Annotated in this window: 20 protein-coding genes; 11 read left to right on the top strand and 9 right to left on the bottom strand. The window is 63.8% G+C overall.

The features are described 5' to 3' along the window. Nucleotide 1: 1 nt before the first annotated feature. The 4 genes from HPQ64_RS00545 to HPQ64_RS00530 form a co-directional block, all read right to left on the bottom strand. Complete coding sequence (locus tag HPQ64_RS00545; protein WP_425483786.1) at nt 2–676, bottom strand: ATP-binding cassette domain-containing protein; 675 nt, start codon at nt 674–676, stop codon at nt 2–4. Further along, nucleotides 673–2,355, bottom strand: coding sequence for an ABC transporter permease (locus tag HPQ64_RS00540; protein ID WP_172886458.1), 1,683 nt, complete (start codon nt 2,353–2,355; stop codon nt 673–675). Before HPQ64_RS00540 ends, HPQ64_RS00545 begins: the two co-directional genes overlap by 4 nt. 30 nt (nt 2,356–2,385) lie before the next feature. Next, complete coding sequence (locus HPQ64_RS00535) at nt 2,386–3,600, bottom strand: ABC transporter substrate-binding protein (protein ID WP_172886457.1); 1,215 nt, start codon at nt 3,598–3,600, stop codon at nt 2,386–2,388. 104 nt (nt 3,601–3,704) lie between these two features. After that, entirely contained in the window at nt 3,705–4,193 is a 489-nt protein-coding gene (locus HPQ64_RS00530) for an Lrp/AsnC ligand binding domain-containing protein (protein ID WP_172886456.1), read from the bottom strand. A 151-nt stretch (nt 4,194–4,344) separates the two neighbouring features. Between HPQ64_RS00530 and putA the strand changes: the two genes are divergently transcribed. After that, a complete protein-coding gene (gene putA / locus HPQ64_RS00525; RefSeq protein ID WP_172886455.1) occupies nt 4,345–7,479 on the top strand; it encodes a bifunctional proline dehydrogenase/L-glutamate gamma-semialdehyde dehydrogenase PutA in 3,135 nt (1,044 codons plus the stop codon). On the opposite strand, the gene hrpB is transcribed toward putA, so the two are convergent. The 5 genes from hrpB to HPQ64_RS00500 all read right to left on the bottom strand — a co-directional run bounded on the left by hrpB (nt 7,480) and on the right by HPQ64_RS00500 (nt 13,797). Then, complete coding sequence (gene hrpB / locus HPQ64_RS00520) at nt 7,480–9,945, bottom strand: ATP-dependent helicase HrpB (protein ID WP_172886454.1); 2,466 nt, start codon at nt 9,943–9,945, stop codon at nt 7,480–7,482. 19 nt (nt 9,946–9,964) lie between these two features. After that, on the bottom strand, nt 9,965–11,011 hold the full coding sequence (gene glk, locus HPQ64_RS00515) for a glucokinase (RefSeq protein ID WP_172886453.1): 1,047 nt from the start codon (nt 11,009–11,011) through the stop codon (nt 9,965–9,967). Beyond that, a complete protein-coding gene (locus tag HPQ64_RS00510) occupies nt 11,008–11,451 on the bottom strand; it encodes a methylglyoxal synthase (RefSeq protein ID WP_172886452.1) in 444 nt (147 codons plus the stop codon). Before HPQ64_RS00510 ends, glk begins: the two co-directional genes overlap by 4 nt. A 287-nt stretch (nt 11,452–11,738) precedes the next feature. Next, entirely contained in the window at nt 11,739–12,632 is an 894-nt protein-coding gene (locus HPQ64_RS00505; RefSeq protein ID WP_172886451.1) for a DUF1194 domain-containing protein, read from the bottom strand. 346 nt (nt 12,633–12,978) lie between these two features. Next, complete coding sequence (locus HPQ64_RS00500; protein ID WP_210260036.1) at nt 12,979–13,797, bottom strand: DUF1194 domain-containing protein; 819 nt, start codon at nt 13,795–13,797, stop codon at nt 12,979–12,981. Between the two features lie 501 nt (nt 13,798–14,298). On the opposite strand from HPQ64_RS00500, the gene HPQ64_RS00495 reads away from it, so the two are divergent. The 10 genes from HPQ64_RS00495 to HPQ64_RS00450 all read left to right on the top strand — a co-directional run bounded on the left by HPQ64_RS00495 (nt 14,299) and on the right by HPQ64_RS00450 (nt 24,612). Next, nucleotides 14,299–15,288, top strand: coding sequence for a sugar-binding transcriptional regulator (locus HPQ64_RS00495; RefSeq protein ID WP_210260035.1), 990 nt, complete (start codon nt 14,299–14,301; stop codon nt 15,286–15,288). 76 nt (nt 15,289–15,364) lie between these two features. Further along, nucleotides 15,365–16,318 carry a BMP family lipoprotein gene (locus HPQ64_RS00490; protein ID WP_172888436.1) on the top strand — a complete coding sequence of 318 codons (954 nt, stop codon included), beginning with the start codon at nt 15,365–15,367 and terminating at the stop codon, nt 16,316–16,318. A 103-nt stretch (nt 16,319–16,421) separates the two neighbouring features. Beyond that, nucleotides 16,422–17,951 carry an ABC transporter ATP-binding protein gene (locus HPQ64_RS00485; RefSeq protein ID WP_172886450.1) on the top strand — a complete coding sequence of 510 codons (1,530 nt, stop codon included), beginning with the start codon at nt 16,422–16,424 and terminating at the stop codon, nt 17,949–17,951. Continuing rightward, complete coding sequence (locus HPQ64_RS00480) at nt 17,948–19,054, top strand: ABC transporter permease (protein WP_172886449.1); 1,107 nt, start codon at nt 17,948–17,950, stop codon at nt 19,052–19,054. Before HPQ64_RS00485 ends, HPQ64_RS00480 begins: the two co-directional genes overlap by 4 nt. A 10-nt stretch (nt 19,055–19,064) precedes the next feature. Continuing rightward, nucleotides 19,065–20,033 carry an ABC transporter permease gene (locus HPQ64_RS00475; RefSeq protein WP_172886448.1) on the top strand — a complete coding sequence of 323 codons (969 nt, stop codon included), beginning with the start codon at nt 19,065–19,067 and terminating at the stop codon, nt 20,031–20,033. Then, nucleotides 20,030–20,434: a cytidine deaminase gene (locus HPQ64_RS00470; protein ID WP_172886447.1), complete on the top strand. Its 405-nt coding sequence runs from the start codon at nt 20,030–20,032 to the stop codon at nt 20,432–20,434. Before HPQ64_RS00475 ends, HPQ64_RS00470 begins: the two co-directional genes overlap by 4 nt. Then, nucleotides 20,431–21,246, top strand: coding sequence for a purine-nucleoside phosphorylase (locus HPQ64_RS00465; RefSeq protein WP_172886446.1), 816 nt, complete (start codon nt 20,431–20,433; stop codon nt 21,244–21,246). The genes HPQ64_RS00470 and HPQ64_RS00465 overlap by 4 nt, the downstream gene beginning before the upstream one ends. Then, the gene (deoC, locus tag HPQ64_RS00460; protein ID WP_172886445.1) at nt 21,239–22,015 is read left to right on the top strand and encodes a deoxyribose-phosphate aldolase; all 777 of its coding nucleotides are present in this window, start codon (nt 21,239–21,241) and stop codon (nt 22,013–22,015) included. Before HPQ64_RS00465 ends, deoC begins: the two co-directional genes overlap by 8 nt. A gap of 1 nt (nt 22,016) precedes the next feature. Further along, nucleotides 22,017–23,333, top strand: coding sequence for a thymidine phosphorylase (gene deoA / locus HPQ64_RS00455; protein ID WP_172886444.1), 1,317 nt, complete (start codon nt 22,017–22,019; stop codon nt 23,331–23,333). Nucleotides 23,334–23,391: 58 nt separating this feature from the next. Then, entirely contained in the window at nt 23,392–24,612 is a 1,221-nt protein-coding gene (locus HPQ64_RS00450) for a phosphopentomutase (protein WP_172886443.1), read from the top strand. Nucleotides 24,613–24,620 lie beyond the last annotated feature (8 nt).

The raw sequence follows: 24,620 nt of genomic DNA, 5'->3' as shown, positions 1-24,620 counted from the left end.
GTCACGTTGAGACGGAACCGTCCGTTTTGAGAAGGACGCCGCCGGCGCTTTCCGCGTCGGCGGGATCATGCGTTACAAGCAGGGTGGCCAAACCGCGCTCGCGCGCCTTGTCGAAGACGAGGCGGCGCACCTGGGCCCGCAGCTCCGGGTCGAGCTTGGAAAACGGTTCGTCGAGCAGCAGCGCGCGGGGTTCGGCCAGGAGCACGCGCATGAGCGCGACACGTGCTTTCTGGCCGCCGGAAAGGGTTGCCGGATCGCGCGGCCCGAAGCCGTCGAGCTCGACTTCGGCAAGCGCGGCTTCCACGTGCTCGCGGCGGCGTTTGCGCCCGCTCACGCTTTCCGGCACGGCGAAAAGCAGGTTTCCTTCCACCGACATATGCGGGAAAAGCAGCGGATCCTGAAACAAAAGACCCATGTGGCGGTCGTGCGGCGGCAGGCGCGTTATTTCTTCATCGCCAATCGTGACCTTTCCTTCCGCCCTGAAGGCCGGCGGCAGGAAGCCGGCCGCGAAATTGAGCAAGGTCGACTTGCCGGAGCCGGAAGGGCCCATGACCGTCAGCACTTCGCCGGGCTCGATAGCGGCGTCCAGCGCGATCAGCGGCTTGCCATTGCGCATTATGATGACGTTTTCGAAGCAAAGCGCGCCTCTTTCGCCCGACATCGATTTGCTTTTCATGACGCGATCCTCAAGGCACGCCTGTCCCTGAAGGCGAAGTTGGCGACCGCGCCCGCCATCAGGAAGCCGGCGAAGGGAAGCAGCATCTGCAGGCAGGCATGGATCGCGATCAGGCGGCGGTTTCCGCCGGATGCAAGCGCAACAGCCTCTGTCGTCACCGTCTCCACCCGTCCGGCGCCGATCAGAACGGTCGGCAGATATTGCGCGATGGATACGGCGAAGCCGAGGGCGCTCGCTGTTGCCACCGCCCTGAGCGCCAGGGGAAGGCGTATGCGCCAGAAGACGCGCGAAGGCCGTGCGCCGATCGCGGTCGCGATCCGCGCGTATCGTGGATCGACCGCGCGCCATGGGTCGCTCAGCGCAAGGAAAACATAAGGCAGCACGAAGGTGAGATGCGCGCCCGCCACCCCGTAAACCGTAGCGTCGAGACCGATCAGCAGAAGCAGGATCTGCAGGCCGAACAGGAAGGCGATTTGAGGCACTACGAGCGGCAGATAGAGCAGCGCGAGCTTGCGGTGCTCTATCGCGATGTCGCGCCGGCATTCGTTTTCCAGGCAGGCCAGCGCAAGCGCGACGGCAATGAATGCGGAGGCAAGCCCCAGCCCGACCGTTATGGCGATGGTGTCGGCCGCGCGCGGCAGGGCCATCGCCCAGTTCGCGGCGGAAAGCTTTGCGGGCAGTGCGTCGGGAAACGGCCAGAAGCCGGCGAACGACCAGAGGCCGATCGCCATTCCGCCAAGCGCCATGCCCGTCACGATCAGCGCCATTGCGCCTGCGCCCAATCCGCTCACCAACCCGTCGGCTGCGGTCCGCCTGCCTGCGCGAATCCATCTGCCGCCCGCGAATGCAACGATCTGCTCGCCCGCGATCCAGAGCCCGATCGCGGCAATCGCAAGTCCAAGCTGAACAATCGCGCCCGCCGAAGCCTGGAAGCGCAAGGAGAGATCCGGGTGGCTCATCCATTGGGTCAGGCGAACAGCGAGCGGTGCGGGCGTTGTTGGCCCCAGGATCATCGCGACGTCGACGACCGAAACCGAATAGGCGATCACCGCAAAGACCGGTAGGCGGATTTGCGGATAGATTCTCGGGAAGACGGTGAGGAGCCAGCCCGCCACGCGCCGGTAGCCCAGCGTCGTCGCAACTTGGCGGCTTTCCCGGCTTTGCGATTGCGGCAGGGCGGCGAGCACCATGAGGAACAGGAAGGGCGCCTCCTTGGCGATCAGCCCCGCCGTCATGGCGATCCCGCCCGGATCGTTAAGGATGAGAAGGTCCGGCGGGCGCTCAAAGCCGGTCGCCCAGGGCGAGAGAAGCCGCAGGACAAAGCCGCTCGGCGCGATCACGAATGCAAGCCCGAAGGCGGCCGCCGCATGCGGCACGGAAAGCAGCGGCGACAACAGCCGTTGCATCAGGGCGAACGTTCGCGTTCCCTCGAAGGCGGCGGTAAAGGCGATCACGATCGAGAAGGCGCCAACGGCGGCGGCAAGCCCGTTGACGATGCTGAGCCTGATCGACGTCGCGATGCCGGGTGTCGCGAACAGCGCCCGAAAGGGCTCAAGGCTCACTTCCCGTCCGCCAAGCGCCGGCAGGTAGCCGAAGGCCGGCAGCAGCGTGCCGATAATTCCGGCGGTCACCGGCCCGATCAGGATGGCGATGGTGAGCGCGGGCGCGAACTTCAGCATGCACTCACCATACAGGAGCGGGCGGCATTTTCACTGCGCGGCGTAGCGCGCGATCCATTCCTCCTCGATCCGCGTCATCCAGGATGCGTGCGGTTCGGGGATGACGGGGCCGAGGTCTTCCGGTGGCAGGGTGGCGATCCCGAGATCGATTTCCTCGAAGAGTACGCGATCCTTGTGCGGCAGGGCTTCCACGTTCAGCACCGTGGGGTCGCCCCAGTTTTGAGGGTCCTGTTTCCTGGCCTGGGCTTCGGGCGAGAGCAGGAAGTTCGCGGTAACAAGCGCGCCCGCCTTGGCGTTGGCGTTATAGGGTATGGCGACGAAATGGGCGTTTCCGATCGTGCCGCCGTCAAGCACGAAGGTGCGCACCGTCTCCGGCAGTTCGCCCGCCTCGATTGCCGCAGATGTGCCGCTCGGGTTGAATGTGAAGGCGATGTCGATTTCGCCGTCGGCGAGCATGCGTCTCAAGTCCGCGGCACTTTGCGGGAAGGCCCGGCCTTCGCGCCAGAGTTTCGGGTGCAGCTTGTCGAGATAGGCGAAAAGCGGCGCGACGTCTTGCCCGAAGGTCGCATCGTCGACGGGGCGCTGGAGTTTTGCCGGATCATCGATGGAATTTGCCAGAACCTGCTTCAGGAAAGTCGAGCCGTGGAAGTTCGGCGGCTGGGGATAGGCGAAACGGCCCGGGTGCTCCTGGAGGTAGTCGAGAAGGCCCTGGAGTGTCTTCGGCGGGTTTTTCAACCGCGCGCTGTCATGGCTGAAGACGAGCTTCGCCATGCCCCATGGGCTTTCAAGCCCCTCCGTCGGCACCGTGAAGTCGGTCGTAACCGCAGGCTTGCCGGCAACGTCGACATATTTCCAGTTCGGCAGTTTCTCTGCCCAGCCGGGGGAGAAGAGCAGGCCTGCTTCTTTCAGCGCGGCGAAATTCTCACCGTTGATCCAGACGAGGTCGACTTTGCCGCCGTGGTCCTTGCCGGCCGCCTTTTCCGCGACGATACGGCTTACCGCGTGGGCGGTGTCATCCAGCTTCACATGTTCCAGGTTCACGCCGAATTCCGCCGCCAGCCTGTCGCTCACCCATCCGAGATAGGCGTTGATGCGCGGCTCGCCACCCCAGGCATGGAAATAAACCGTCTCGCCCTTCGCGTCTTCAAGTATGGCCTGCCAGTTGGAGACGTCCGGGTCATCCGCCCTGGCAGGCAGAACCGCGAGAGCTATGGCGGCCAGTGCGACAGCGATTGTTTTTTGCATTCCCGACAAGACTCCGCTCTTGTTCTTTCCCTTTACGTGCCGAAGCGTAAGCCTGTTGGCAACACAAGAGTTTTTGACAATTTCGTGTAGGCGGGCCTGCCGGTTTACCGTGAAATCGGCAATACGTGCGTGTCCTTGATGTCTTCCATAACCGCGTAGGTATGGGTTTCGCGCACGCCGGGCAGTGCCAGCACCGTGTCGGAGAGGAAGGCGCGATAGGCCGCCATGTCGCGAACACGCGCCTTGATCAGATAGTCGAAGCCGCCGGCCACCATGTGGCATTCGAGAACCTCGCCTGCGCGGGCCACCGCCTGGCCGAAGGCGTCGAAGATATCGGGCGTGGTTCGGTCGAGTTTCACCTCCACGAAGACCAGCAGGCCGAGGCCTAGCTTGCCGGGGTTCAATTCGGCGGAAAACCGCAAGATATATCCCTCCCGCACGAGGCGCTTGAAGCGTTCGGCGGTGGCTGTGGGCGAAAGGCTCACGCGGGCGGCAAGCTCGGTGTTGGTGATCCGGCCGTCTTCCTGCAGGACGGCAAGGATCTTGCGGTCGATACGGTCAATGGCCGTGGATTCCACGGATACGGCTTTCATTGCAAAATGTTTCCCTAGGAGGTGGCATTTCTTTGGAGAAAACAACGCCTAAATAGTAAGTATACTAGGGAAAAGCTCAGGAGCAAGCTTTCTGCTTGCCCGGGACGTGTCGGTATTGCGCCCGCAGGATGGGCGTCATCGGGAGGTTGTGATGAGCGTGGCATTTGAGGCGGTCGAGCCGGATATGAAGGGGGTTGCCCCGTTTCGTGCGAAGTTCGCGCCCTCGGATGAGGAGGCGGTGCGCGCCCTCATCCCGCAGGCGAGTTTCGATGCCGAGACCGAAAAGCTTATAGACCAGCACGCCAGCGATTATATCCACGCGATCCGCTCATCCCAGGGCGGCCTCGGCGGGGTTGAGGATTTCCTGCGTGAATACGGGCTTTCGACGCGTGAGGGGCTTGCCCTCATGGTGCTGGCCGAAGCGCTTTTGCGCGTCCCGGATGCGGCGACCGCCGACAAGCTGATCGAGGACAAGCTTGCGGCTGCGCGATTCGGCGATGACGACGGGACGCGGCCGGATACATGGCTCGTGTCCGCTTCGTCGTGGGCGCTCGGCATCACTTCGCGGCTCATCCATCCGGGCGAGGCGCCGGATACGATCCTTTCCTCTCTGGTGAAGCGCATGGGCATGCCGGCCGTGCGCACGGCAACGCGCCAGGCGATGCGCATTCTGGGCCATCAGTTCGTCCTCGGCGAGACGATCAAATCCGCGCTCGGGCGTGCGAAGGCGCAGGAAACCAAGGGCTACCGCTATTCCTACGACATGCTGGGCGAGGGCGCGCGCACCGCGGAGGATGCGGAACGTTATACGAAGTCCTATGCCGATGCGATCGAAGCGATCGGCAAGGGCGCGGGCAAAAAGCCGCTGCCCGACAGGCCGGGAATTTCGGTGAAACTTTCCGCCCTTCATCCCCGCTACGAGGCGGTCAACGGCGAGCGCGTGCGCGACGAGCTGGTGCCGCGCCTTTTGAAATTGGCCCAGGCCGCGAAGAAACACGACCTCAATTTCACGGTGGATGCCGAAGAGGCGGACCGGCTGGAAATCTCGCTCGATGTGATTGCGGCGGTTGCCTGCGATCCCTCGCTCGCCGGGTGGGATGGTTTCGGTCTTGCCGTTCAGGCCTATCAGAAGCGCGGCGTTGCCGTCGTCGACTGGATGATCAGCCTCGCCCGCGCGCTTGACCGCAAGTTCATGGTGCGACTCGTGAAGGGTGCCTATTGGGATACGGAGATCAAGCGCGCGCAGGAACACGGCGCGGAGGATTATCCGGTCTTCACCCGCAAGGCGGCGACGGATCTTTCCTATCTTGCTTGCGCGCGCAAGCTCATGGCCGCGCGCGATTGCATCTACCCGCAGTTTGCCACGCACAACGCTTTGACGGTCGCGCAGATCCTCGCCCTCGCGGGCGGGGAGGGGGGCTTCGAGTTCCAGCGTCTTCACGGCATGGGCGAAAGCCTGTTCCGTGCGGTGGCGGAACGCGATGGCCATCCCTGCCGCATTTACGCACCCGTCGGCGGGCACCGTGACCTTCTGGCTTATCTTGTCCGCCGGCTTCTTGAAAACGGTGCCAATTCCTCCTTCGTTTCGGCGGTCGGTGATACCAGCGTTCCCATCGGCGAGTTGATCTCGCGTCCGCAGGATGTGCTTGCCGGCGGCACGAAGGCGCGCAACCACAAGATCCCCGTTCCAGCCGATCTTTACGGCGAAAGCCGGAAGAACTCGGAAGGCATGGAATTCGGTTACTCGGCCGAGCGCCTGGCCCTTGTCGAAGGCATGGCAAAGACGGAATTTCCGGCTGTCAAGGCACGTCCTCTCGGCAAGGGGCTTGAGGCGAAAGGGGCCGAGCGTCCGATTCTCTCGCCGGTCGACGGCAAAAGCATTGCCGGCACCGTTCAGGAAGCGAGCGCCGATCAGGTTGCCGGAATATTCGACACCGCCGCGAAAGGCTTTGAGCGTTGGTCGCGCACGCCGGTGGAGACGCGTGCGGCGGCAATCTCGAAACTTGGCGATCTTCTGGAGGAAAACCGCGACAGGTTGATGGCAATCCTGGCGAAGGAAGGCGGCAAATGTCTCGTCGACGGTATCGCCGAAATCCGCGAAGCGGTCGATTTCTGCCGTTACTACGCCGCGCAGGCGCGCGTCCTTTTCGGCGAAGGCACCTTGATGCCGGGCCCGACGGGCGAAGAGGATCGTTATCGCTATCGCGGGCGCGGGGTGTTCGTCTGCATTTCGCCGTGGAACTTCCCGTTGGCGATTTTCCTCGGCCAGGTCACGGCAGCGCTCGTCAGCGGCAATGCGGTCATCGCCAAGCCCGCCGAACAGACGCCATTGATCGCCTATGAGGCTTTCAAGCTGCTGCATAAGGCCGGCGTGCCGGAGGATGCCGCGCTCTTCGTGCCAGGTGACGGCGCGGTGGGGGCTGCCCTCGTCAAGGAGCCGCGCGTTGCCGGTGTCGCATTCACCGGCTCCACCGAAACCGCTTGGGCGATCAACCGGACTTTGGCCGAAAAGCGGGGGCCGATCGTGCCGCTTATCGCCGAAACCGGCGGCGTCAACGCCATGCTGGTGGATGCGACGGCCTTGCCGGAGCAGGTGACGGACGATGTCATCATGTCGGCTTTCCGGTCTGCCGGTCAGCGGTGCTCGGCGCTCAGGCTCCTTTACCTGCAGGACGATGTCGCCGACAAGCTGATCACCATGGTCAAGGGTGCGGCGGCAGAACTCAAGCTCGGCGATCCCGCCGATCCCGCAACCGACATCGGCCCGGTTATCGACGCGGAAGCGCGCGACAATCTCATCGCCCACGTCGAGGAGATGAAGAAAAGCCAGAAGGTTTCCTACGCGGGCCAGGTGCCGGATGGTGCTTACGCGGATGGTTCATGGGTCGCGCCTCATATCATCGAGCTCGACAAGCCGGAAGCGCTTACCCGGGAGGTGTTCGGCCCGATCCTGCATGTCGTTCGCTACAAGGCCGCCGACCTGCCGAAGGTTCTCGACCGGATAGACGCCACCGGATACGGCTTGACGCTCGGCGTTCACAGCCGCATCGACGCGACGGTCAAGACCGTGGTCGACAGGCTTTCAGTCGGCAATGTCTATGTGAACCGCAACATCATCGGCGCTGTCGTCGGCACGCAGCCCTTCGGCGGTTCCGGCCTTTCCGGCACGGGGCCGAAGGCCGGCGGCCCTGCGTATCTTACGCGCTTCGCGCTGGAGCAGGTGGTTTCCATCAACACGGCTGCGGCCGGCGGCAACGCCAGCCTCATGTCCATGTCGGATGCGTGATTATTTCCTGGGCTTCGCCCGGCTGGTGGCCCGCTCGTTCAGCGGGTCGTCCGGCCAGGGGTGCTTGGGGTAACGTCCGCGCATGTCGGCCTTCACGTCGGCCCAGGACCCGCGCCAGAAACCCGGCAGGTCGCGCGTGATCTGGATCGGCCGCTGGGCTGGTGAAAGCAGCTCCAGGATCAGCGGCACCTTTCCATCGGCAATTGTCGGGTGCCGGTCGAGACCGAAAAGCTCTTGCACCCTTATGCGCAGCGTCGGGCCTTCCGGCGCATCGTAGTCGATGGGCAAGCTGGAGCCTGACGGCGCATCGAAGTGGCTTGGCAGGAGCCGGTCCACCTCCGGCATTTTTCCCCATGGCAGAAGTCCCGAGAGAGCGTTGCCAAGGCACTCGGCGTCTATCTGATCGAGTTTCGTCTTGCCTGCCAGATGCGGCTTCAGCCAATCTTCCAGCGTAGTATCGAGCGCTTCATCGGAAAGATCCGGCCAGTCGTCACCGAGCATCTTGCGCAGATAGGTTATGCGCGCGCGCGTGGCCTTTTGCGCCTTGGTCCAGGGCAGGCGAGCAACGCCCTTCTTGGCGATAAGGGAAAGAAGCGCATCGGCGATCGCCTCCGGGTCGGGGGCCGGTTCGTTTCGCTCGTCAAGCACCACTGCGCCGTATCGGCGCAGGCGCTTCGCCCGTATCGCGCCGTTCGCGTCGATTGTGACCTTTGTTTTCTCCTCGATATGCGGGGCGAACAGCCGCTCGATCGTCTCTTTGTCGATGGGAGCTGCAAGCGCGATGCGGCCTCTTGCGGCGGTTCCCTGAATGTCGGCGACAACGAGGAAGTCTTCGCCCGCGAGCGGGTCGGACTGCTCAAGCAGCGCGCCGCGTCCGTTGGCCAGCCGGAAGCCGCCCTTGCCGTCGCGTCCTTGCGCCACGCGTTCCGGGTAGGCGAGCGCCAGCACTTCGCCCGCCGTTTCCGCCTCCGTATCGCCTTCACCGATCCCGGCAAGCTTTCGCCACCGCCGGGCGAGCGCCTTTGCCTCGTCGATGCGCCGTCCCTTGCCGCGCCTGAGAACCGACAGGCGTTCGCGCAGGTCGCTCGCACGCCCGGCAATCCCCTGTTCGGTCAGGATCACGGCGATTTCAGAGGCAAGCCCGCCGGCATCCAGCGTTCCCGCCTCCACCAGCATATGCGCAACGCGCGGCGGCAGTGGCAGTGCGGAAAGCCGCTTTCCCGCTTCCGTCATCCGCCCCAGGTCATCCAGGGCGTCGAGCGCTTTCAGAAGCTCCACGGCCTCGCTCCACGCGCCTTTCGGCGGCGGATCGAGGAAGGAAAGCTTTGCCGGATCGCTCTCGCCCCAAAGCGCCAGATCGAGGACGAGCCGCGTCAGGTCCGCCTCCAGGATCGCCGGACGATCTGCAGGAGGAAGCGCTGCCGTTTGCGGCTCGTCCCACAGGCGATAGCACACGCCTTCCTGCGTACGGCCTGCGCGTCCGCGTCGCTGGTCGGCACCTGCCTTTGAGACGCGCACCGTCTCAAGCCTCGTCAGCCCGGTGGAAGGCTCGAATTTCGGCACGCGCGACAGCCCGCTGTCGATGACGACGCGGATGCCCTCGATCGTCAGCGAGGTCTGCGCGATGTCGGTTGAAAGCACCACCTTTCGCCGGCCTGTCGCGGCGGGTCTTATCGCCGCATCCTGCGCCTTGCCGTCGAGCGCGCCGTAAAGCGGCGCGATATCGGTGTTGGCCGGTACACGGCCTTCCAGCAGTGAGGCGGTTTTCAGGATCTCCTTCTGCCCCGGCAGAAAGGCGAGGATCGAACCTTCCTCCTCGCCGAGCGCTTTTTTCACGGCAGCCGCCATCTGCTCCTCGATGCCGCGTGCCGCAGTCCTGCCGAGGTGCCGGGTCTCGACGGGAAACGACCTGCCTTGCGAGATCGCCACCGGGCATCCGCCCATGAGGTTTGCTACCGCTTTCGCATCGATGGTCGCCGACATGGGCAGAAGGCGCAGATCCTCGCGCAGCGCGCCCTGTGCGTCGAGCGCCAGAGCAAGGCCGAGATCCCCGTCGAGCGAGCGTTCGTGGAATTCGTCGAAGAGCACGGCGGAGATGCCGGAAAGCTCCGGATCGTCCAGGATCATGCGCGTGAAGACGCCTTCGGTCACGACTTCGATGCGGGTCTTGCCGCTCACCCGCGTTTCAAGGCGCACGCGGTAGCCGACCGTTTCACCCACCACTTCGCCAAGCGTTTCCGCCATGCGCCGGGCGGCGGCGCGTGCGGCGAGCCGGCGCGGTTCCAGCACGATGATGCGCCCGTCGTCCCGCCACGGGGCATCAAGCAGGGCCAGCGGCACCCGCGTCGTCTTGCCCGCGCCCGGATCGGCGACGAGAACGGCGTTCGGCCCGGCTTCGAGTGCCGCCAGCAGCTCCGGCAGCACCGTGTCGATCGGCAGGGGTGATGGGAATCCGGGTCGGGCCATTCGCTGGGCCTTCGGGGGTCTACCCCGTCGCGCGTCCCTGCACCGGCCTTTCCCATTTGCGGCCTGAAAGCTCGACCGCGAAGAGCGACGGCGTGCGCGCGAAAGAGGCAAGCCCTTCGAGCGCCGGGTTCTCGTGGCGCACAAGGTAGGTCGGGATCGTCTTCATCAGCGCGCTGTGGGGCGCTTTCGCCTCGAACGCTTCGCGGAAGGGGCCGCTCGTCAGGTAGCGGCCGATCTTCGGCGGAATGCCGCCGGCAAGGAAAACGCCGCCGCGCGCAAGAAATGTCAGCGCGAAGTCGCCGGAAACCCGGCCGAGCGCGCGCGCGAACACGTCCATCGTGTGCCTCGCGACATCGTCGCCGCCGTCCGCCGCCTTCGTCACCTCTGCGGGCGAGGCGAAATCGCGCTCCGCGCCGTCGGCCTTGGCGACAGCGCGCGCAAGGCGCAAAAGCCCCGCGCCGCAGATGATGCGCTCCGCGCCGATACGTCCTTCCTGGCGCTCGATGAAAGGCCAGATCCTCGCGTCGTCATCGCTCACGGGGCCAAGTTCCACATGGCCGCCTTCGCCGGGGATCGGAATCCAGGTGTCCTGCGCATGCACCATCGCGGCCGCGCCGAGGCCCGTTCCAGGCCCGACGACCACCTTCGCGCCGTAATCGAGCGCGGTGCCGCCGCCGATCGCCTGGAGGTCGTCGCCCTCAAGTCCCGGCAGCGCCAGTGCCTGGGCCTCGAAATCGTTGAGCACGATCACCGTCTCCAGCCCCAGCTCATCCAGAAGCCTGTTCGGCTCGATCACCCAGTCGGCATTGGTCAGCGGTATCCTGTCTCCGGTCACGGGGCCGGCCACCGCAAGCACGGCCGTGCGCGGCAGAAGGGATGTCTTGTCGAGGGCCATCCGGCTTGCGGCTTCCGTGAAGCCTGGAAATGCGCCGGTGTCGGTTCGCCCGAACACCTGCGTGGCGGCGTGGGCGTCGCTGACGAGGGCGAAACGCGCGTTAGTGCCGCCGATGTCGGCGATGAGCACGGGAAAGCGCAGGGCGCGGATGGCGGTCGATTGAAAACTCATTGGCGGAACTTGGTGATCTCGGGTGTCTTTGAGGTGGTCGCAAGGCCCTGGAGCCTTGCGGAGCGAAGCAGGATCTCCGCCGTCGCCTGATTAAGTGCCATCGGGATGTCGTAAACAAGGGCAAGGCGCATCAGCGCCTTGACGTCGACATCATGGGGCATCGGCGACAGCGGGTCGACGAAGAAGATGAGGCCCTGAAGCTTGCCCTCCGCGATCATCGCGCCGATCTGCTGGTCGCCGCCGAGAGGGCCGCTTTTCAGCGGCGTCACGTCGAGGTTCGGGCAGGCTTCGATGATTTTGCCGCCCGTGGTCCCCGTGGCTACCAGCCGGTAGTCCGCAAGCTTGGCCAGGTTGCGCCTTGCGAATTCCACCATGTCGCCTTTCTTGGCGTCATGGGCGATCAGCGCCAGTGCGGCCCTTTCGGTGCTTGGTGCGTTCATGCGGGTATCCACGTTGTCGATATCCGGTCCTCGCGCGCGGGGAGGGGCGCGGCGGCCGGGCGTTCGATCACAGGGTTATCGCCCATACGCCCGGAAATGACCAGCCCTGTCTGGAGCGCCTGTCCGGCCGGGCGCAATCATCCAGCCGATTGGAAATCGCTCGGTATTCAACAGCTTGAGCATGTCCTTGCCGCCAAACCCCGTTCGGGTTCGGCCGGATAGGCTCCGGCGGGCGCATGGGCCTGGGTTATTCGATGCACCGTCGCCAATGCGGTGGTCGCCGCCTGTCACCGGGTGTCATCGAGCATCCGTCGCCGCCAAAGGGTTTCGCCGATGGTGCAAAGCGGATCCAGGTTCTCTTGAACCTGGATCGTCACCGCCTCTTCCTCGGCGGACAATGCCTCGTCGATCCAGCCTTCCTCGCCCGGCGGCTGCCGGGTTTGGGCGATTTCGAGGATGAGTTTGCGCCGGATCGCCTCCGGGAAAGCCTCCACGTCGCGCACGGGGATGGTGAAGGCCGCCGGCCCGCCGATCACGCATTTTTCGTAGTAGACGTCGAGATTGTCGATATCGAACCAGCCGTAGATCGGCCGCTTCAGCATCAGGGGAAGGCCATTGATGGTAATGCCTTTTTCCACCGTGAAATCGCGTGCGACGGGGGCGAGCCTTCCCTGGTTGTTCGGCCCGTCGCCGGAAATGTCGATCACGCGGCGCAGTGCGGTGTGCGGTGCTTCCTCGAACATGGAAGCTGCGTGAAAAAGCGCTTCGCCGATGGATGTACGGTAGGCGCGGGAGATCGGAGCTTCGGCGAGGGCAGCCGCAAATCGTTCGGCATCGTCGCGGCTGGCGATGACATGCCAGTCGACAAGGATGTGCTGGGATGTCGAGCCCGCCCACTCGGTATAGGCGACGGCAATCTTCCCGATAAGCCCGTTCCTGATCGCATTGACGACCGGATCGGAGGTGATCGCCTCGATATAGCCTCGCCGCTGCAGGCGCTGTTCGTCGTCGTCCATCGAATAGGAGATGTCGACGGCAAGAACGAGTAGAAGGTCCACCTCTTCCGCCTTTGCCGCCTCCTTCGCTGTTGCCCAAAAGGCTATGGCGATACAGGCCGCAAAAAGGTAATTGCGGATCCCTGCCATTGAGGTGCGCACGGGTGGAGATGTCATGTTTCGCATGGCGCGGCTCCGTCCTTCCAGAACGTCGGCCCGCCGGCGGCTTGGTTTTCGGTTCTATGGCCCGTTTCAAAGCGCAAGCGGGCGCTTTCACGGGTAATGCGCACCAAAGCCCTCGTTATTGTTCCTGAAATCGGGCCTTTTGCGCGGCCTGCCCGCGAAGGGGGAAGTCTCGCACAGGCTCCCCCATCATGGCTAGTAAAATGGGGTAATACATGCGTTCGTTGTGTCCCGAGCGCCCGGCGTTGCGCCCGTTCCTTCGTCATGCGCGGCCTGCCCCCGGCTCGAATAAGGGGCCAGACCCGCGCAGCCATGAGATTTTCACCGGGTCCAAAGCCGGCGCATGCCGTCAGTCGTAGAGCGAGCAGGTCACCTTCTTGCGCGCGGCGGCCTTTTGCACCAGTGGGTTTCCATCCGGCGAAATCCCGGCGATTTCCAGCACCAGCTTCATGCGGATCGCGTCGGCGAAAGCGTCGGTGGAGCGCACGGGGATCGCGAATGCGCCCGGTCCGCCGATGACGCAGTCCTCATAGTAATGGTCGAGGTTCATCATCGCCTGCCAGGTGTTCTTCTCTGCCTTCATCATCAGCGGCAGACCGTTGATGACGACGCCGGACGTCAGCACCTCGTCGCGGGCCTCCGTCACCCGGCCGCCCTGGTTGTTCGGGCCGTCGCCGGAAATGTCGATCACCTTGCGCATGCCGTTGAAGCGGTTGAGCTGGATCAGGTTCACCGCCTGCTTGAGGGCGGAAGCTATGGAGGTGCGCTGCTTGTGGCGGATCGGCGCCTCGGCGAGCTTGGCGGCGAAGGCGCGGGCGGTGACGGCATCCTTGATCAGGGCCCATTCGGCAACCACGAATTGCTCTTCGGCGCCACCCCATTCCATGTAGGTGACGGCGATGCGTCCCGTCGGGCCGTAGCGGATCGCTTCAAGCACCTCTTCGGAGGTGAGTGCGGAAACATAGCCCGCGCGCTGGATTTCCTGCTCGTCCCGGTCCATCGACTGGGAAATGTCAACGGCGAGCACCAGCTCGACGTCGACCTCGGAATCCGGGTCGTAATTCAGGTTGAGGGGTGCCGCCTCTGCGGAGAGGGCAAGCGGGCAAAGCATGGCTGCCGCCAGCGCGGCGATGAGAGAATTCCGGTACGTGGTCCACAAGGAACGCATAGGCTGATCCTCCTTCCTGGAATCGAAGGCCCCTCCTGATGACGTCTCCCCCCGTATCCTTTTCTCTCTCCCCGGATAGACTACTCTCTTGTTCGGCGCGCAGTTGCTGCTGCCCGTCGAAGTGATGCGGCGGTTATTTGTAAGCTTGGCAATTCACGTGCCATTCGCCCGCTTCCGGCCTTTTCGCCGGATTCGGCTGCACGCTCCGAGCATTGTATGACGCTCTGCCGGTCGCGTGCAGTGGTTAGCGACACGTTAATGTGGAAGATTAGGGCTTATTTGGTTAACTGGTGATTAATTCTTTATCACGTTGCGCTGATGTGACAGTGAACGCTCCCCGCGATTTTCGGGAAAAAATACGTGCGATGTGCTTGACCTTGCCGTTCACGCGCGGCACTCTTCGGTGAAAGAATTCGCAGGCCGTGAAGATATTTTCGCCAGATGATATCGATCGAGGCGTCAATGGCGGCTTAAAATGCGGGTGAGGCGAGGGAAAGCGGCGTGGCCAATCGCAAGAGCGAGAGCGACTGGACGACGGATATGGCAATCCGTGCGGCATGGATGTCGTTCGTCGGCGGCGCCACGCAAGGCGAGATCGCGGACCGTCTCGGCGTTTCCTCCGCCAAGGTTCACCGTCTCATCGCCCATGCCCAGCGGGAGGGGCTGGTCCGCTTCCGGGTCGAAGGGCGGCCGACGGATTGCCTGGAACTTGAAGACGAAATCATCGCCGCTTTCGGCCTCTCCTCCTGCCTGATCGCTCCGGATCTGGGGCCTTGCGACGAGCAGGCGGCCATCGGCGCGGTCGCCGAAGTCGCGAGCCAGCATCTGGCGAACCTTCTCTCCAACGCTTCCGTCACCCAGGTCGGCGTCGGCATGGGGCGCACGTTGAAGGCGGCGGTCGAGGCCATGCCCCGGATTCAGCGCCCGGACCTTCGCGTGATCTCGATTTCCGGCTCGCTGACGCGCAAGCTTTCTGCCAATCCCTTCGACGTCGTCCAGCAGATGGTCGAGCGTACGGGCGGTGAGGGTTATTACCTTCCGGTTCCCTATCTTGCCGAAAGCATCGCCGAGAAGGAGATTTTCCTGAAGCAGAAGAGCGTCCAGTCGATGCTGGAGCTTGCCCGTAAGTCGGATCTCTTCGTGATCGGCATAGGCTCGATAGAGGATGAAGGCCATCTTGTTCGCCGGGGCCTCATTTCGGCGGAGGAACAAGACAAGCTTCGCCGCGACCGTGCCTGTGGAGATCTCATGGGCCGCTTCGTGGACCTGAACGGCAAGCTTGTGCCCAATGCCCTCGGCGAGCAGGCTGTGGGTCTTCATTTCGACGAGGTGCGCGGCCGGCGCGTCATTGCGCTGGTCGGCGGCGATGGAAAGCGCAACGCGACGCTTGCCGCCCTCCGCACCGGCGTCATCACCGATCTCGTCCTTGACGAGCAACTTGCCCGCGGCCTTTCGGGGGAGCTTTCCGGGCGAAAACTCAAGACGGCCTGAAGGGCCTCGATATTAAGGTGGAGGTATTGAAGTGAAACTGATCAGGACACTCGGAGCGCTTGCGCTTGGCGCGGCCATGACGGTCGCGGCCCATGCCGAAGACATCAAGCCGGCGGTCGTCTACGACCTTGGCGGCAAGTTCGACAAGTCGTTCAACGAAGCGGCCTATACCGGCGCGGAGAAGTTCAAGGCCGATACCGGCGTCGAATACCGCGATTTCGAAATCCAGAACGATTCCCAGCGTGAGCAGGCCTTGCGCAATTTCGCACGCCGGGGCCTTTCGCCGATCGTCGCCATCGGCTTTTCGCATGCCAATGCGGTAGAGAAGGTGGCCAAGGAGTTTCCGGACACGAAATTCGCCATCGTCGACAGTGTGGTCGACCTGCCGAACGTTCGTTCCATCGTCTTCAAGGAGCATGAGGGCTCCTACCTTGTGGGTGTGCTGGCGTCCATGGCTTCCGAAACCGGCAAGGTCGGCTTCGTCGGCGGTATGGACATCGCGCTCATCCGCAAGTTCGCCTGCGGCTACAAGCAGGGAGCGCTTGCCCAGAATCCGGATGCGGAGGTCTATCAGAACATGACCGGCACCACGGGCGCGGCGTGGAACGACCCGGTCAAGGGCGGGGAGCTTGCCAAGTCGCAGTTCGACCGCGGCGCGGACGTTGTCTATCACGCGGCCGGCGGCACGGGTCTCGGCGTTCTCCAGGCGGCCGCGGACGCTGGCAAGCTCGGCATCGGCGTTGACAGCAACCAGAACGCCCTGCACCCGGGCTCGGTTCTCACCTCCATGCTGAAGCGCGTCGACGTTGCCGTCGACACCACCTTCAAGGATGCCATGAACGGCAATTGGTCGTCGGGCGTGGAAGTTCTCGGCCTCAAGGAAGGCGGCGTCGACTGGGCGCTTGACGACAACAACGCCAGCCTCGTCACGGACGAGATGAAAGCCGCCGTCGACCAGGCCAAGCAGGACATCATCTCCGGCAAGGTCCAGGTGCACGACTACATGTCGGACCAGGATTGCCCGGTCTGATATCCAAATAAGGCTGCCGCCCGCCGGGATGGTCGTTCCGGCGGGCGCTTTGCGCCGCGGCAAGCGTGAGGGCGCTGGCCGCGCGACTGCGGAGGGCTTTCGGATGGTGCCCGCCATCGAACTCAGGAAAATCGACAAGAGCTTCGGCCCGGTCCACGCCAACAAGGCGATAGACCTTACCGTCGCCAAGGGCTCGATACATGGAATCGTCGGCGAGAACGGCGCCGGCAAGTCGACGCTGATGTCGATCCTCTATGGTTTCTACCGGGCCGACGGCGGCGACATCGTCGTCGATGGCAAGAAGGTTGAGATCGAGGATTCCAAGGCCGCCATTTCCCATGGCATCGGCATGGTCCATCAGCATTTCATGCTGGTCGACAATTTCACGGTGCTGGAAAACGTCATTCTGGGCGCCGAGGGCGGCAGCCTGCTTGGCGAGGGGGTTGCCAGGGCGCGTGCGGAGCTGAAACGGCTGGAGCAGGAATATGAGCTCAAAGTCGATCCCGACGCGGTCGTTGGCGAGCTTCCCGTCGGCCTCCAGCAGCGTGTGGAGATCCTGAAAGCCCTCTTTCGCGGCGCGGATATCCTCATTCTGGACGAGCCGACGGGCGTGCTCACGCCTGCCGAGGCCGATCACCTGTTCCGCATTCTTCGCGTGCTGCGCGACGAGGGCAAGACGGTGCTTCTCATCACGCACAAGCTGCGGGAGATCATGGCGGTCACCGACACCGTCTCCGTCATGCGCCAGGGCGCGATGGTCGCGACCTGCAAGACGAGTGAGACCTCCATGCCGGAGTTGGCGGAGCTTATGGTCGGCCGCCGGGTTCTCCTCAGGGTCGACAAGAAGCCGGCCACACCGGGGCGTACGGCACTTTCGGTGCGGGGTCTCACGGTGCGCGACAGCCGCGGGCTCGATGTGGTGAAAAACGTCGGCTTCGACCTTCGCGAGGGTGAGATCGTCGGCATTGCGGGCGTTTCCGGCAACGGTCAGTCGCAGCTTATGGAAACGCTGGCCGGCATCCGCCGCGCGGTTTCCGGCACCATCGAGATCGACGGCTACAAGGTCGACCCGACGACAGGCGCGGTCGATCCCGCCGAAATGCGCCGCCTCGGCATGGGCCATGTGCCGGAGGACAGGCACCGCATGGGCCTTGTCACGAAATTCTATGAATACGAGAACGCCATTCTCGGCTATCACCGCGATCCGGCTTACGGAAAGGGCGCCATGCTTGATCTTGCCGCGATCCGCGAAACGGCGAACGGCGAGATCGAAAAATACGACATCCGCCCGCCCAACTGCCAGCTTCGCACCGCCAGTTTCTCCGGCGGCAATCAGCAGAAGATCGTGCTCGCGCGCGAGATCGAGCGCGATCCGAAGGTGCTCCTCGTCGGTCAGCCGACACGGGGCGTCGATATCGGCGCGATCGAGTTCATCCATCGCCGCATCGTGGAAATGCGCGACGCCGGCAAGGCGATCCTGCTTGTCTCCGTTGAGCTTGACGAGATTCGCGGCCTTGCCGACCGGGTGCTCGTTATGTTCGACGGCGCGCTTGTGGGCGAGCGGCCGCCGGAAACGGACGAAGGCGAGCTTGGCCTGATGATGGCGGGTGTCAACCGGGAGGCGGCGGAATGAGTGCCGGACATTTACCGCGCTGGGTCGATTACGGCCTGATGCCGCTATTAAACCTTGCCGCCGCCTTCCTGGTGTCGGGCCTTGTCGTGCTGCTGATCGGCGAAAACCCGCTTGAGGCGGTGGAGATCCTAATCTGGGGCTCGCTCGGCTGGAACGAGGGCATCGGCTTCACGCTCTTTTACGCCACCAACTTCATTTTCACCGGCCTCGCGGTCGCGGTCGCCTTCCACGCCAGCCTCTTCAACATCGGCGGCGAGGGGCAGGCCTATGTCGGCGGGCTGGGTGTGGCAATAGCCTGCCTTGCGCTCGACCGTTTCGTGCCGTGGTGGGTGACGCTGCCCTTCGCCGTTCTTGGTGCGGCCGCGGCAGGGGCCGCATGGGCGTTCGTTCCGGCGGTACTTCAGGCCAGGCGCGGCAGCCATGTGGTCATCACGACCATCATGTTCAACTTCATCGCCGCCTCGCTGATGGTCTATCTGCTTGTCAACGTAATGGGCAAGGAAGGCTCCATGCAGCCCGAAACCCGTACGTTCGAAGCGGGCGGCCGCCTGCCGCTTCTGCAGGATGTCATTCCGGGTCTCGATTTCGGCACGGCGCCCTTGAACCTGTCGCTGATCCTGGCGCTCCTTGCCTCTTTCGCCGTGTGGGCGCTGATCTGGCGCACCAAGCTCGGCTACGAGATCAGGACTTTCGGGGCGAGCCCGTCCGCCGCCGTCTATGCCGGCATTTCGCCGGTTCGGATCACGATAATCACCATGATGATTTCCGGCGGCCTTGCCGGCATGATGGCGATCAACGAGATCATGGGCTCGCAGCACAGGCTCCTGATCGAGTTCGTCTCGGGTTACGGTTTCGTCGGCATCGCGGTCGCCCTCATGGGCCGGGCGCATCCGGTCGGCATTGTCTTCGCCTCCATCCTCTTCGGCATGCTCTATCAGGGCGGGGCGGAGCTTGCCTTCGAGAAGCCGTCGATCACGCGTGACATGATCGTCGTCATCCAGGGCCTGGTGATCCTCTTCGCCGGTGCGCTTGAGCAAATGTTCAGGCCGGCGCTCATTCGGATGTTCAGCTTCGCGCGGACACCCGCCACGGAAGCGGCGTGAGGAGCGGCCAATGTTCGAGATGATGATCCTCATTCTGGATTCCACGGTCCGGCTGTCGACGCCGCTGCTGCTTGCCTGCCTTGCGGGGCTTTATTCGGAGCGGTCGGGCATTTTCGACATCGGCCTTGAGGGCAAGATGCTTGGTGCGGCCTTTGCCGCCGGCGCGGGTGCCGCGGTCACGGGCTCGGCATGGCTTGGGCTTGCCTGCGGCATCGTCGTTTCCGTCGCCCTTGCGCTTTTGCATGGCTTCGCCTCCATCACCAACCGGGGCAACCAGATCGTCTCCGGCGTGGCGATCAACTTCCTCGCCATGGGGCTGACGGCGCTTCTCGGGCAGGACTGGTTCCGCCAGGGCGGGCAGACGCCGCCCTTGCCGGTGGAGGCGCGTTTTACCTCGCTCGACTGGCCGTTTGCCGAGGCGCTTCGCGATGTGCCGGTCATCGGCGGGCTCTATTCGGAGCTTTTGTCGGGCCACAACCTGCTTGTCTATGTGGCCTTCCTCATGGTGCCTTTCACCTGGTGGGCGCTTTACCGCACGCGTTTCGGCCTCAGGCTTCGCGCGGTGGGCGAAAATCCGGCGGCTGTCGATACCGCCGGCATTTCGGTCACCTGGCTCAGGTATCGCGCCGTCATCTGCACCGGCATCCTGTGCGGCGTGGCGGGGGCCTATCTTTCCACCGCCCAGTCGGCAAGCTTCATCAAGGACATGACGGCGGGGCGCGGCTTCATCGCGCTTGCCGCGCTCATCTTCGCCAAGTGGCGTCCCGTGCCGGCCATGTTCGCCTGTCTGCTGTTCGGTTTTCTCGATGCGGTGGCGATCCGTCTTCAGGGGCAGGAATTGCCCGGCATCGGTGAGGTTCCGGTTCAGTTCTTCCAGGCGCTGCCCTACATCCTGACGGTGGTTCTGCTCGCCGGCTTCATCGGCCGCGCCATTCCGCCCAAGGCCGGCGGCACGGCCTATGTGAAGGAGCGCACATGAGCCGTTTCGACGATTTGTTCAGGGCCGCGAAAACGGCTCGCGAAAACGCGCATGCGCCATATTCCCGCTTCAAGGTGGGCGCCGCCGTGCTGACCGATGACGGGCGCATTTATTCCGGTTGCAACGTCGAAAACGCGAGCTTCCCGGAAGGCTGGTGCGCGGAAACGACGGCACTTGGCGCCATGGTCGCGGGCGGAGCAAAACGGATCGCCGAGGTGGTGGTCACGGCGGATGCCGCCCTTTGCACGCCCTGCGGCGGTTGCCGGCAGAGGCTTGCGGAGTTTGGCGACGGCGAGACGCGCGTCCACATCTGCGACCTTTCCGGCGTGAAACAGACGTTCCGCCTCGCCGAGCTTCTGCCGGCCGGTTTTATCTTGAAGGAAGAGGACAGAAAATCGTGACGGACGGATACGGCCGCGAATGCGCCAATATCGTGCGCGCGGCGCGCCCAGGCAGCTACCGCGTCGGCATGATCCTGGGTTCGGGCCTCGGCGCGCTTGGCGATGAGGTGAAGGGCGCCACGCGCATCGCCTATTCGCATCTTTCGGGCTTTCCCGTTTCCAGCGTCTCCTCGCACGGCAGCGAGTTGATCGCCGGCACGCTCGAGGGTGTTCCGGTCGTCGTCCTTTCAGGGCGCGCGCATTATTATGAAAGCGGTCAGGCCGATATCATGCGCACGCCGGTGGAGACGCTGAAGGAGCTTGGCTGCGACACGTTGCTTCTCACCAACGCCGCCGGTTCGCTGCGGGAAGATCTGAAGCCCGGCTCGCCCATGCTGATCACCGATCATATCAACTGGTCGGGGCGGAACCCTTTGATCGGCGAAGAGGACGAGCGCCGCTTTCTCGACATGAGCAAGGCCTATGATGAAGGATTGCGCGAGCGCATCCTGAAGGTGGCGCAAGACCAGCAGCTTGAACTTGGCCAGGGCGTTTACATGTGGTTTTCCGGGCCCTCCTTCGAAACGCCGGCCGAGATCAGAATGGCGCAAACGCTGGGCGCGGATGCCGTCGGCATGTCCACGGTGCCGGAAGTGATCCTCGCCCGCTATCTCGGGCTGAGGGTCGCGGCGATCTCGACGATCACCAACTACGGCGCGGGTCTTCAGGCCCATGCGTTGTCGCATGACGAAACCAAATCGACCGCGCTGACGGCGGTGGACCGCCTGAAAAAGCTGATCCGCGGATTTGTGAAAGATCTTGGCAATGACTGATTTCGACGCGAAGGCGGTGGCGGAACGCGCCCTTCCGCTTGTCGACCTGACCAATCTCAATGACGACTGCACGGCGGAGGATGTCACCGCACTTTGCAAACGTGCGGTCACGGAGCATGGTTCGGTCGCGGCTATCTGCATCTGGCCGCGCTTCGTCGCCCATGCGAAGCCGCTTCTTGAGGGCTCCGGCGTCGGGATCGCAACTGTCGTCAACTTCCCTCAAGGCGGGGAGGATACGCTCGCCGTCGTGAGGGAAACCCGCCAGGCGGTTGCCGATGGTGCGGGCGAGATCGATCTCGTCATGCCCTATCGTGCGTTTTTATCCGGACGTCCCGGCTTCGCCGAGGCCCAGATCAGGCGGGTGAAGGGTGCCTGCGGCGAGGCGAAGCTGAAGGTTATTCTGGAAACGGGCGAGATCGAGGATCCGCTTCTGATCCACAATGCTTCCAAGCTCTCGATCGATGCGGGTGCGGATTTCATCAAGACCTCGACCGGCAAGGTGAAGGTCAACGCCACCCTGAAGGCGGCCGAGATCATGCTGACGGCCATTGAGGAGCACTGGCGCGATTGCCATGAGGAGGTCGGCTTCAAGGCCGCCGGCGGCATCCGCACGGTGGGAGAAGCCGCTGCCTATCTCAATTTCGCGGATCGCATCATGGGCCCGCAGTGGGCTTGCGCGAACACGTTCCGCTTCGGCGCGAGCGGACTTCTCGATGCGCTTCTCGCCGCGATAGACGGTGGCGAGGCGGCAACGGGCGAAGGCTACTGAAATGCTCGCGCAGGAACTCATCCGCAAAAAGCGCGACGGGGGTACGTTGACGGGCGAGGAGATCGCCTTCTTCGTCAAGGGGCTGTCGGATGGCTCGGTTAGCGAGGGGCAGGTGGCGGCACTCGCCATGGCCGTCTTCTTCAAGGGGCTTTCGCTGGACGAGCGGGTGGCGCTCACCCTTGCCATGCGCGATTCCGGCTCGGTGCTCGACTGGTCGGACCTTGGAAAACCCGTCGTCGACAAGCATTCAACGGGCGGTGTCGGCGACAATGTCTCGCTCATGCTCGCACCCGCGCTGGCCGCCTGCGGTGCTGCCGTGCCGATGATTTCGGGCCGTGGCCTCGGCCATACGGGCGGCACGCTCGACAAGTTCGATTCCATTCCCGGCTACAAGACCCAGCCCGACAACGCGCTTTTCCGGAAAGTGGTGCAGTATGCCGGCTGCGCCATCATCGGCCAGACGGCCGATCTCGCGCCCGCCGACAAGCGCTTTTACGCAATTCGTGATGTCACCGGCACTGTCGAAAGCCTTGATCTCATCACCGCCTCCATCCTGTCGAAAAAGCTTGCCGCCGGTCTTCAGGCCCTCGTGCTCGATGTCAAATGGGGCACGGGTGCCTTCATGGGCACGTTCGAGGAAGCGAAGGGCCTGGCCGAAAGCCTGGTGACGGTGGCAAACGGTGCGGGTTGCCCGACAACGGCTCTTTTGACCGATATGAACGAGCCTCTGGCATCCGCCGCCGGCAACGCGGTCGAGGTGCAAAACGCCGTCGATTTCCTGACCGGCAAGGAGATCGACAACCGCCTTTTTGATGTCACGATCGCGCTCGGCGGCGAGGTTCTTGCGACCTGCGGTCTTGCGACCTCCGCCGAGGATGGCAATGCGATGATGCGTTCTGCCTTCGAAAGCGGGCGGGCTGCGGAAGTTTTTGCGAAAATGGTCGCCGGTCTCGGCGGTCCTTCGGACTTCATGGAAAAGCCGGCTCACTATCTTCCCCGCTCTGCGGTGGAGCGTGCCGTTTATCCGAAAGCGCCGGGCACGGTGACGGCGGTCGATACGCGCGCCGTCGGCGTGGCGGTTATCGAGCTTGGCGGCGGGCGCAAGCGCGCGGAGGATGTCATCGACCCGTCGGTCGGTTTCACGCATCTGGCCGGTGTCGGACATTTCGTCGACAGCGATTCGCCGCTCGCCATTGTTCACGCGGCGGATGAAGGCGCCGCCATGCGAGCGGGTGCGGCGCTTCTTGCCGCCTATCAGGTGGGCGAAGCGCGCGACGTGCCGGACAGGCCGGTGATCGCGGGGCGGATCGCGCCTTGAAAAAGGCGCTGAAAAGCGCGGTGCCGATTATACGAAAGAACGAAGAGGAACGAATAGCATGCCTCGCGCCATTCTTTGCGTGCTGGACAGTTTCGGGATAGGCGGTGCGGAGGATGCCGCGCGCTTCGGCGATGCCGGGGCCGATACGCTGGGCCATATCGCGCGGGCCTGCGCCGCCGGTGAAGCGGACCGCGAGGGTCTTCGTTCCGGCCCGCTGAAGCTCCCCGTCATGGACAGGCTCGGCCTCGGCCGCGCGGCGGAGCTTTCCACCGGCACGCGGCCTGAAGGGCTTGACTTCGATGAAGAGCCCGTCGGCCTTTGGGGCTATGGCGTCGAGACTTCGCACGGCAAGGACACTCCGTCCGGTCACTGGGAAATCGCGGGCGTTCCGGTCACCTTCGACTGGGGCTACTTCCCGGACGAGGAGCCCTGCTTCCCGGAGGATCTGACGAAGGCGATCGTGGAGCATGGCGACCTGCCGGGCATTCTGGGCAACAAGCATGCCTCCGGCACGGTCATTATCCAGGAACTTGGCGAGGAGCACATAAAGACCGGCAAGCCGATCTGCTACACATCGGCCGATAGCGTCTTCCAGATCGCCGCTCATGAGGAGCATTTCGGTCTGGAGCGGCTCTACAAGCTCTGCGAACTCGTGCGCGAGCTGGTTAACCCGCTCAACATCGGGCGGGTTATCGCGCGCCCCTTCGTCGGCGAAACGGCTGAGGATTTCGAGCGCACGGCCAACCGGCGCGACTATTCGGTCCTGCCGCCGGAACCGACGGTGCTCGACCGGCTGGTGGCGGAAGGGCGGCGCGTTTTCGGCATCGGCAAGATCTCCGATATCTTTGCCCATCAGGGCGTCACGGACGTTTTGAAGGGGGCGGGCAACGACGCGCTTTTCGACCGCACGCTCGAAGCCGTCGAGAAGGCGGGCGATGGCGATCTCGTCTTCGCCAATTTCATCGATTTCGATTCCCTTTTCGGCCATCGGCGCGATGTTGCGGGTTATGCGGCGGCGCTTGAAGCCTTCGACGCGCGTCTGCCGGAGATGATGGAACGGCTGCGCGAGGGTGATTTGCTCATTCTCACCGCCGATCACGGTTGCGACCCCACATGGCCCGGAACGGATCACACGCGCGAGCATGTGCCGATCTTGTGCTGGGGGCCGGATGTGGCGCCAAGGCCCATCGGCGGGCGGCCGACATTCGCCGATATCGGCGAGACCATGGCCGTACACCTCGGTATTGCGCCGGGTCGACATGGAGCATCCTTCCGATAGAGGTTCCA

The sequence above is a fragment of the Hongsoonwoonella zoysiae genome (assembly GCF_013266695.1).
GTDB classification, from domain to species: domain Bacteria; phylum Pseudomonadota; class Alphaproteobacteria; order Rhizobiales; family Stappiaceae; genus Hongsoonwoonella; species Hongsoonwoonella zoysiae.
This window is presented reverse-complemented; position numbering and strand designations above follow the sequence as displayed.

Bases quoted from the DNA above. Each gene is read 5' to 3' on its own strand.
- HPQ64_RS00545 (WP_425483786.1), bottom strand. From the start codon at position 676: ATGAAAAGCAAATCGATGTCGGGCGAAAGAGGCGCGCTTTGCTTCGAA.
- HPQ64_RS00485 (WP_172886450.1), top strand. From the start codon at position 16,422: ATGGTGCCCGCCATCGAACTCAGGAAAATCGACAAGAGCTTCGGCCCG.
- deoA (WP_172886444.1), top strand. From the start codon at position 22,017: ATGCTCGCGCAGGAACTCATCCGCAAAAAGCGCGACGGGGGTACGTTG.
- HPQ64_RS00480 (WP_172886449.1), top strand. From the start codon at position 17,948: ATGAGTGCCGGACATTTACCGCGCTGGGTCGATTACGGCCTGATGCCG.
- HPQ64_RS00450 (WP_172886443.1), top strand. From the start codon at position 23,392: ATGCCTCGCGCCATTCTTTGCGTGCTGGACAGTTTCGGGATAGGCGGT.
- HPQ64_RS00490 (WP_172888436.1), top strand. From the start codon at position 15,365: ATGACGGTCGCGGCCCATGCCGAAGACATCAAGCCGGCGGTCGTCTAC.
- HPQ64_RS00535 (WP_172886457.1), bottom strand. From the start codon at position 3,600: ATGCAAAAAACAATCGCTGTCGCACTGGCCGCCATAGCTCTCGCGGTT.
- hrpB (WP_172886454.1), bottom strand. From the start codon at position 9,945: ATGGCCCGACCCGGATTCCCATCACCCCTGCCGATCGACACGGTGCTG.
- HPQ64_RS00500 (WP_210260036.1), bottom strand. From the start codon at position 13,797: ATGCGTTCCTTGTGGACCACGTACCGGAATTCTCTCATCGCCGCGCTG.
- HPQ64_RS00510 (WP_172886452.1), bottom strand. From the start codon at position 11,451: ATGAACGCACCAAGCACCGAAAGGGCCGCACTGGCGCTGATCGCCCAT.
- HPQ64_RS00540 (WP_172886458.1), bottom strand. From the start codon at position 2,355: ATGCTGAAGTTCGCGCCCGCGCTCACCATCGCCATCCTGATCGGGCCG.
- HPQ64_RS00505 (WP_172886451.1), bottom strand. From the start codon at position 12,632: ATGCGAAACATGACATCTCCACCCGTGCGCACCTCAATGGCAGGGATC.
- HPQ64_RS00470 (WP_172886447.1), top strand. From the start codon at position 20,030: ATGAGCCGTTTCGACGATTTGTTCAGGGCCGCGAAAACGGCTCGCGAA.
- glk (WP_172886453.1), bottom strand. From the start codon at position 11,011: ATGAGTTTTCAATCGACCGCCATCCGCGCCCTGCGCTTTCCCGTGCTC.
- HPQ64_RS00530 (WP_172886456.1), bottom strand. From the start codon at position 4,193: ATGAAAGCCGTATCCGTGGAATCCACGGCCATTGACCGTATCGACCGC.
- putA (WP_172886455.1), top strand. From the start codon at position 4,345: ATGAGCGTGGCATTTGAGGCGGTCGAGCCGGATATGAAGGGGGTTGCC.
- deoC (WP_172886445.1), top strand. From the start codon at position 21,239: ATGACTGATTTCGACGCGAAGGCGGTGGCGGAACGCGCCCTTCCGCTT.
- HPQ64_RS00475 (WP_172886448.1), top strand. From the start codon at position 19,065: ATGTTCGAGATGATGATCCTCATTCTGGATTCCACGGTCCGGCTGTCG.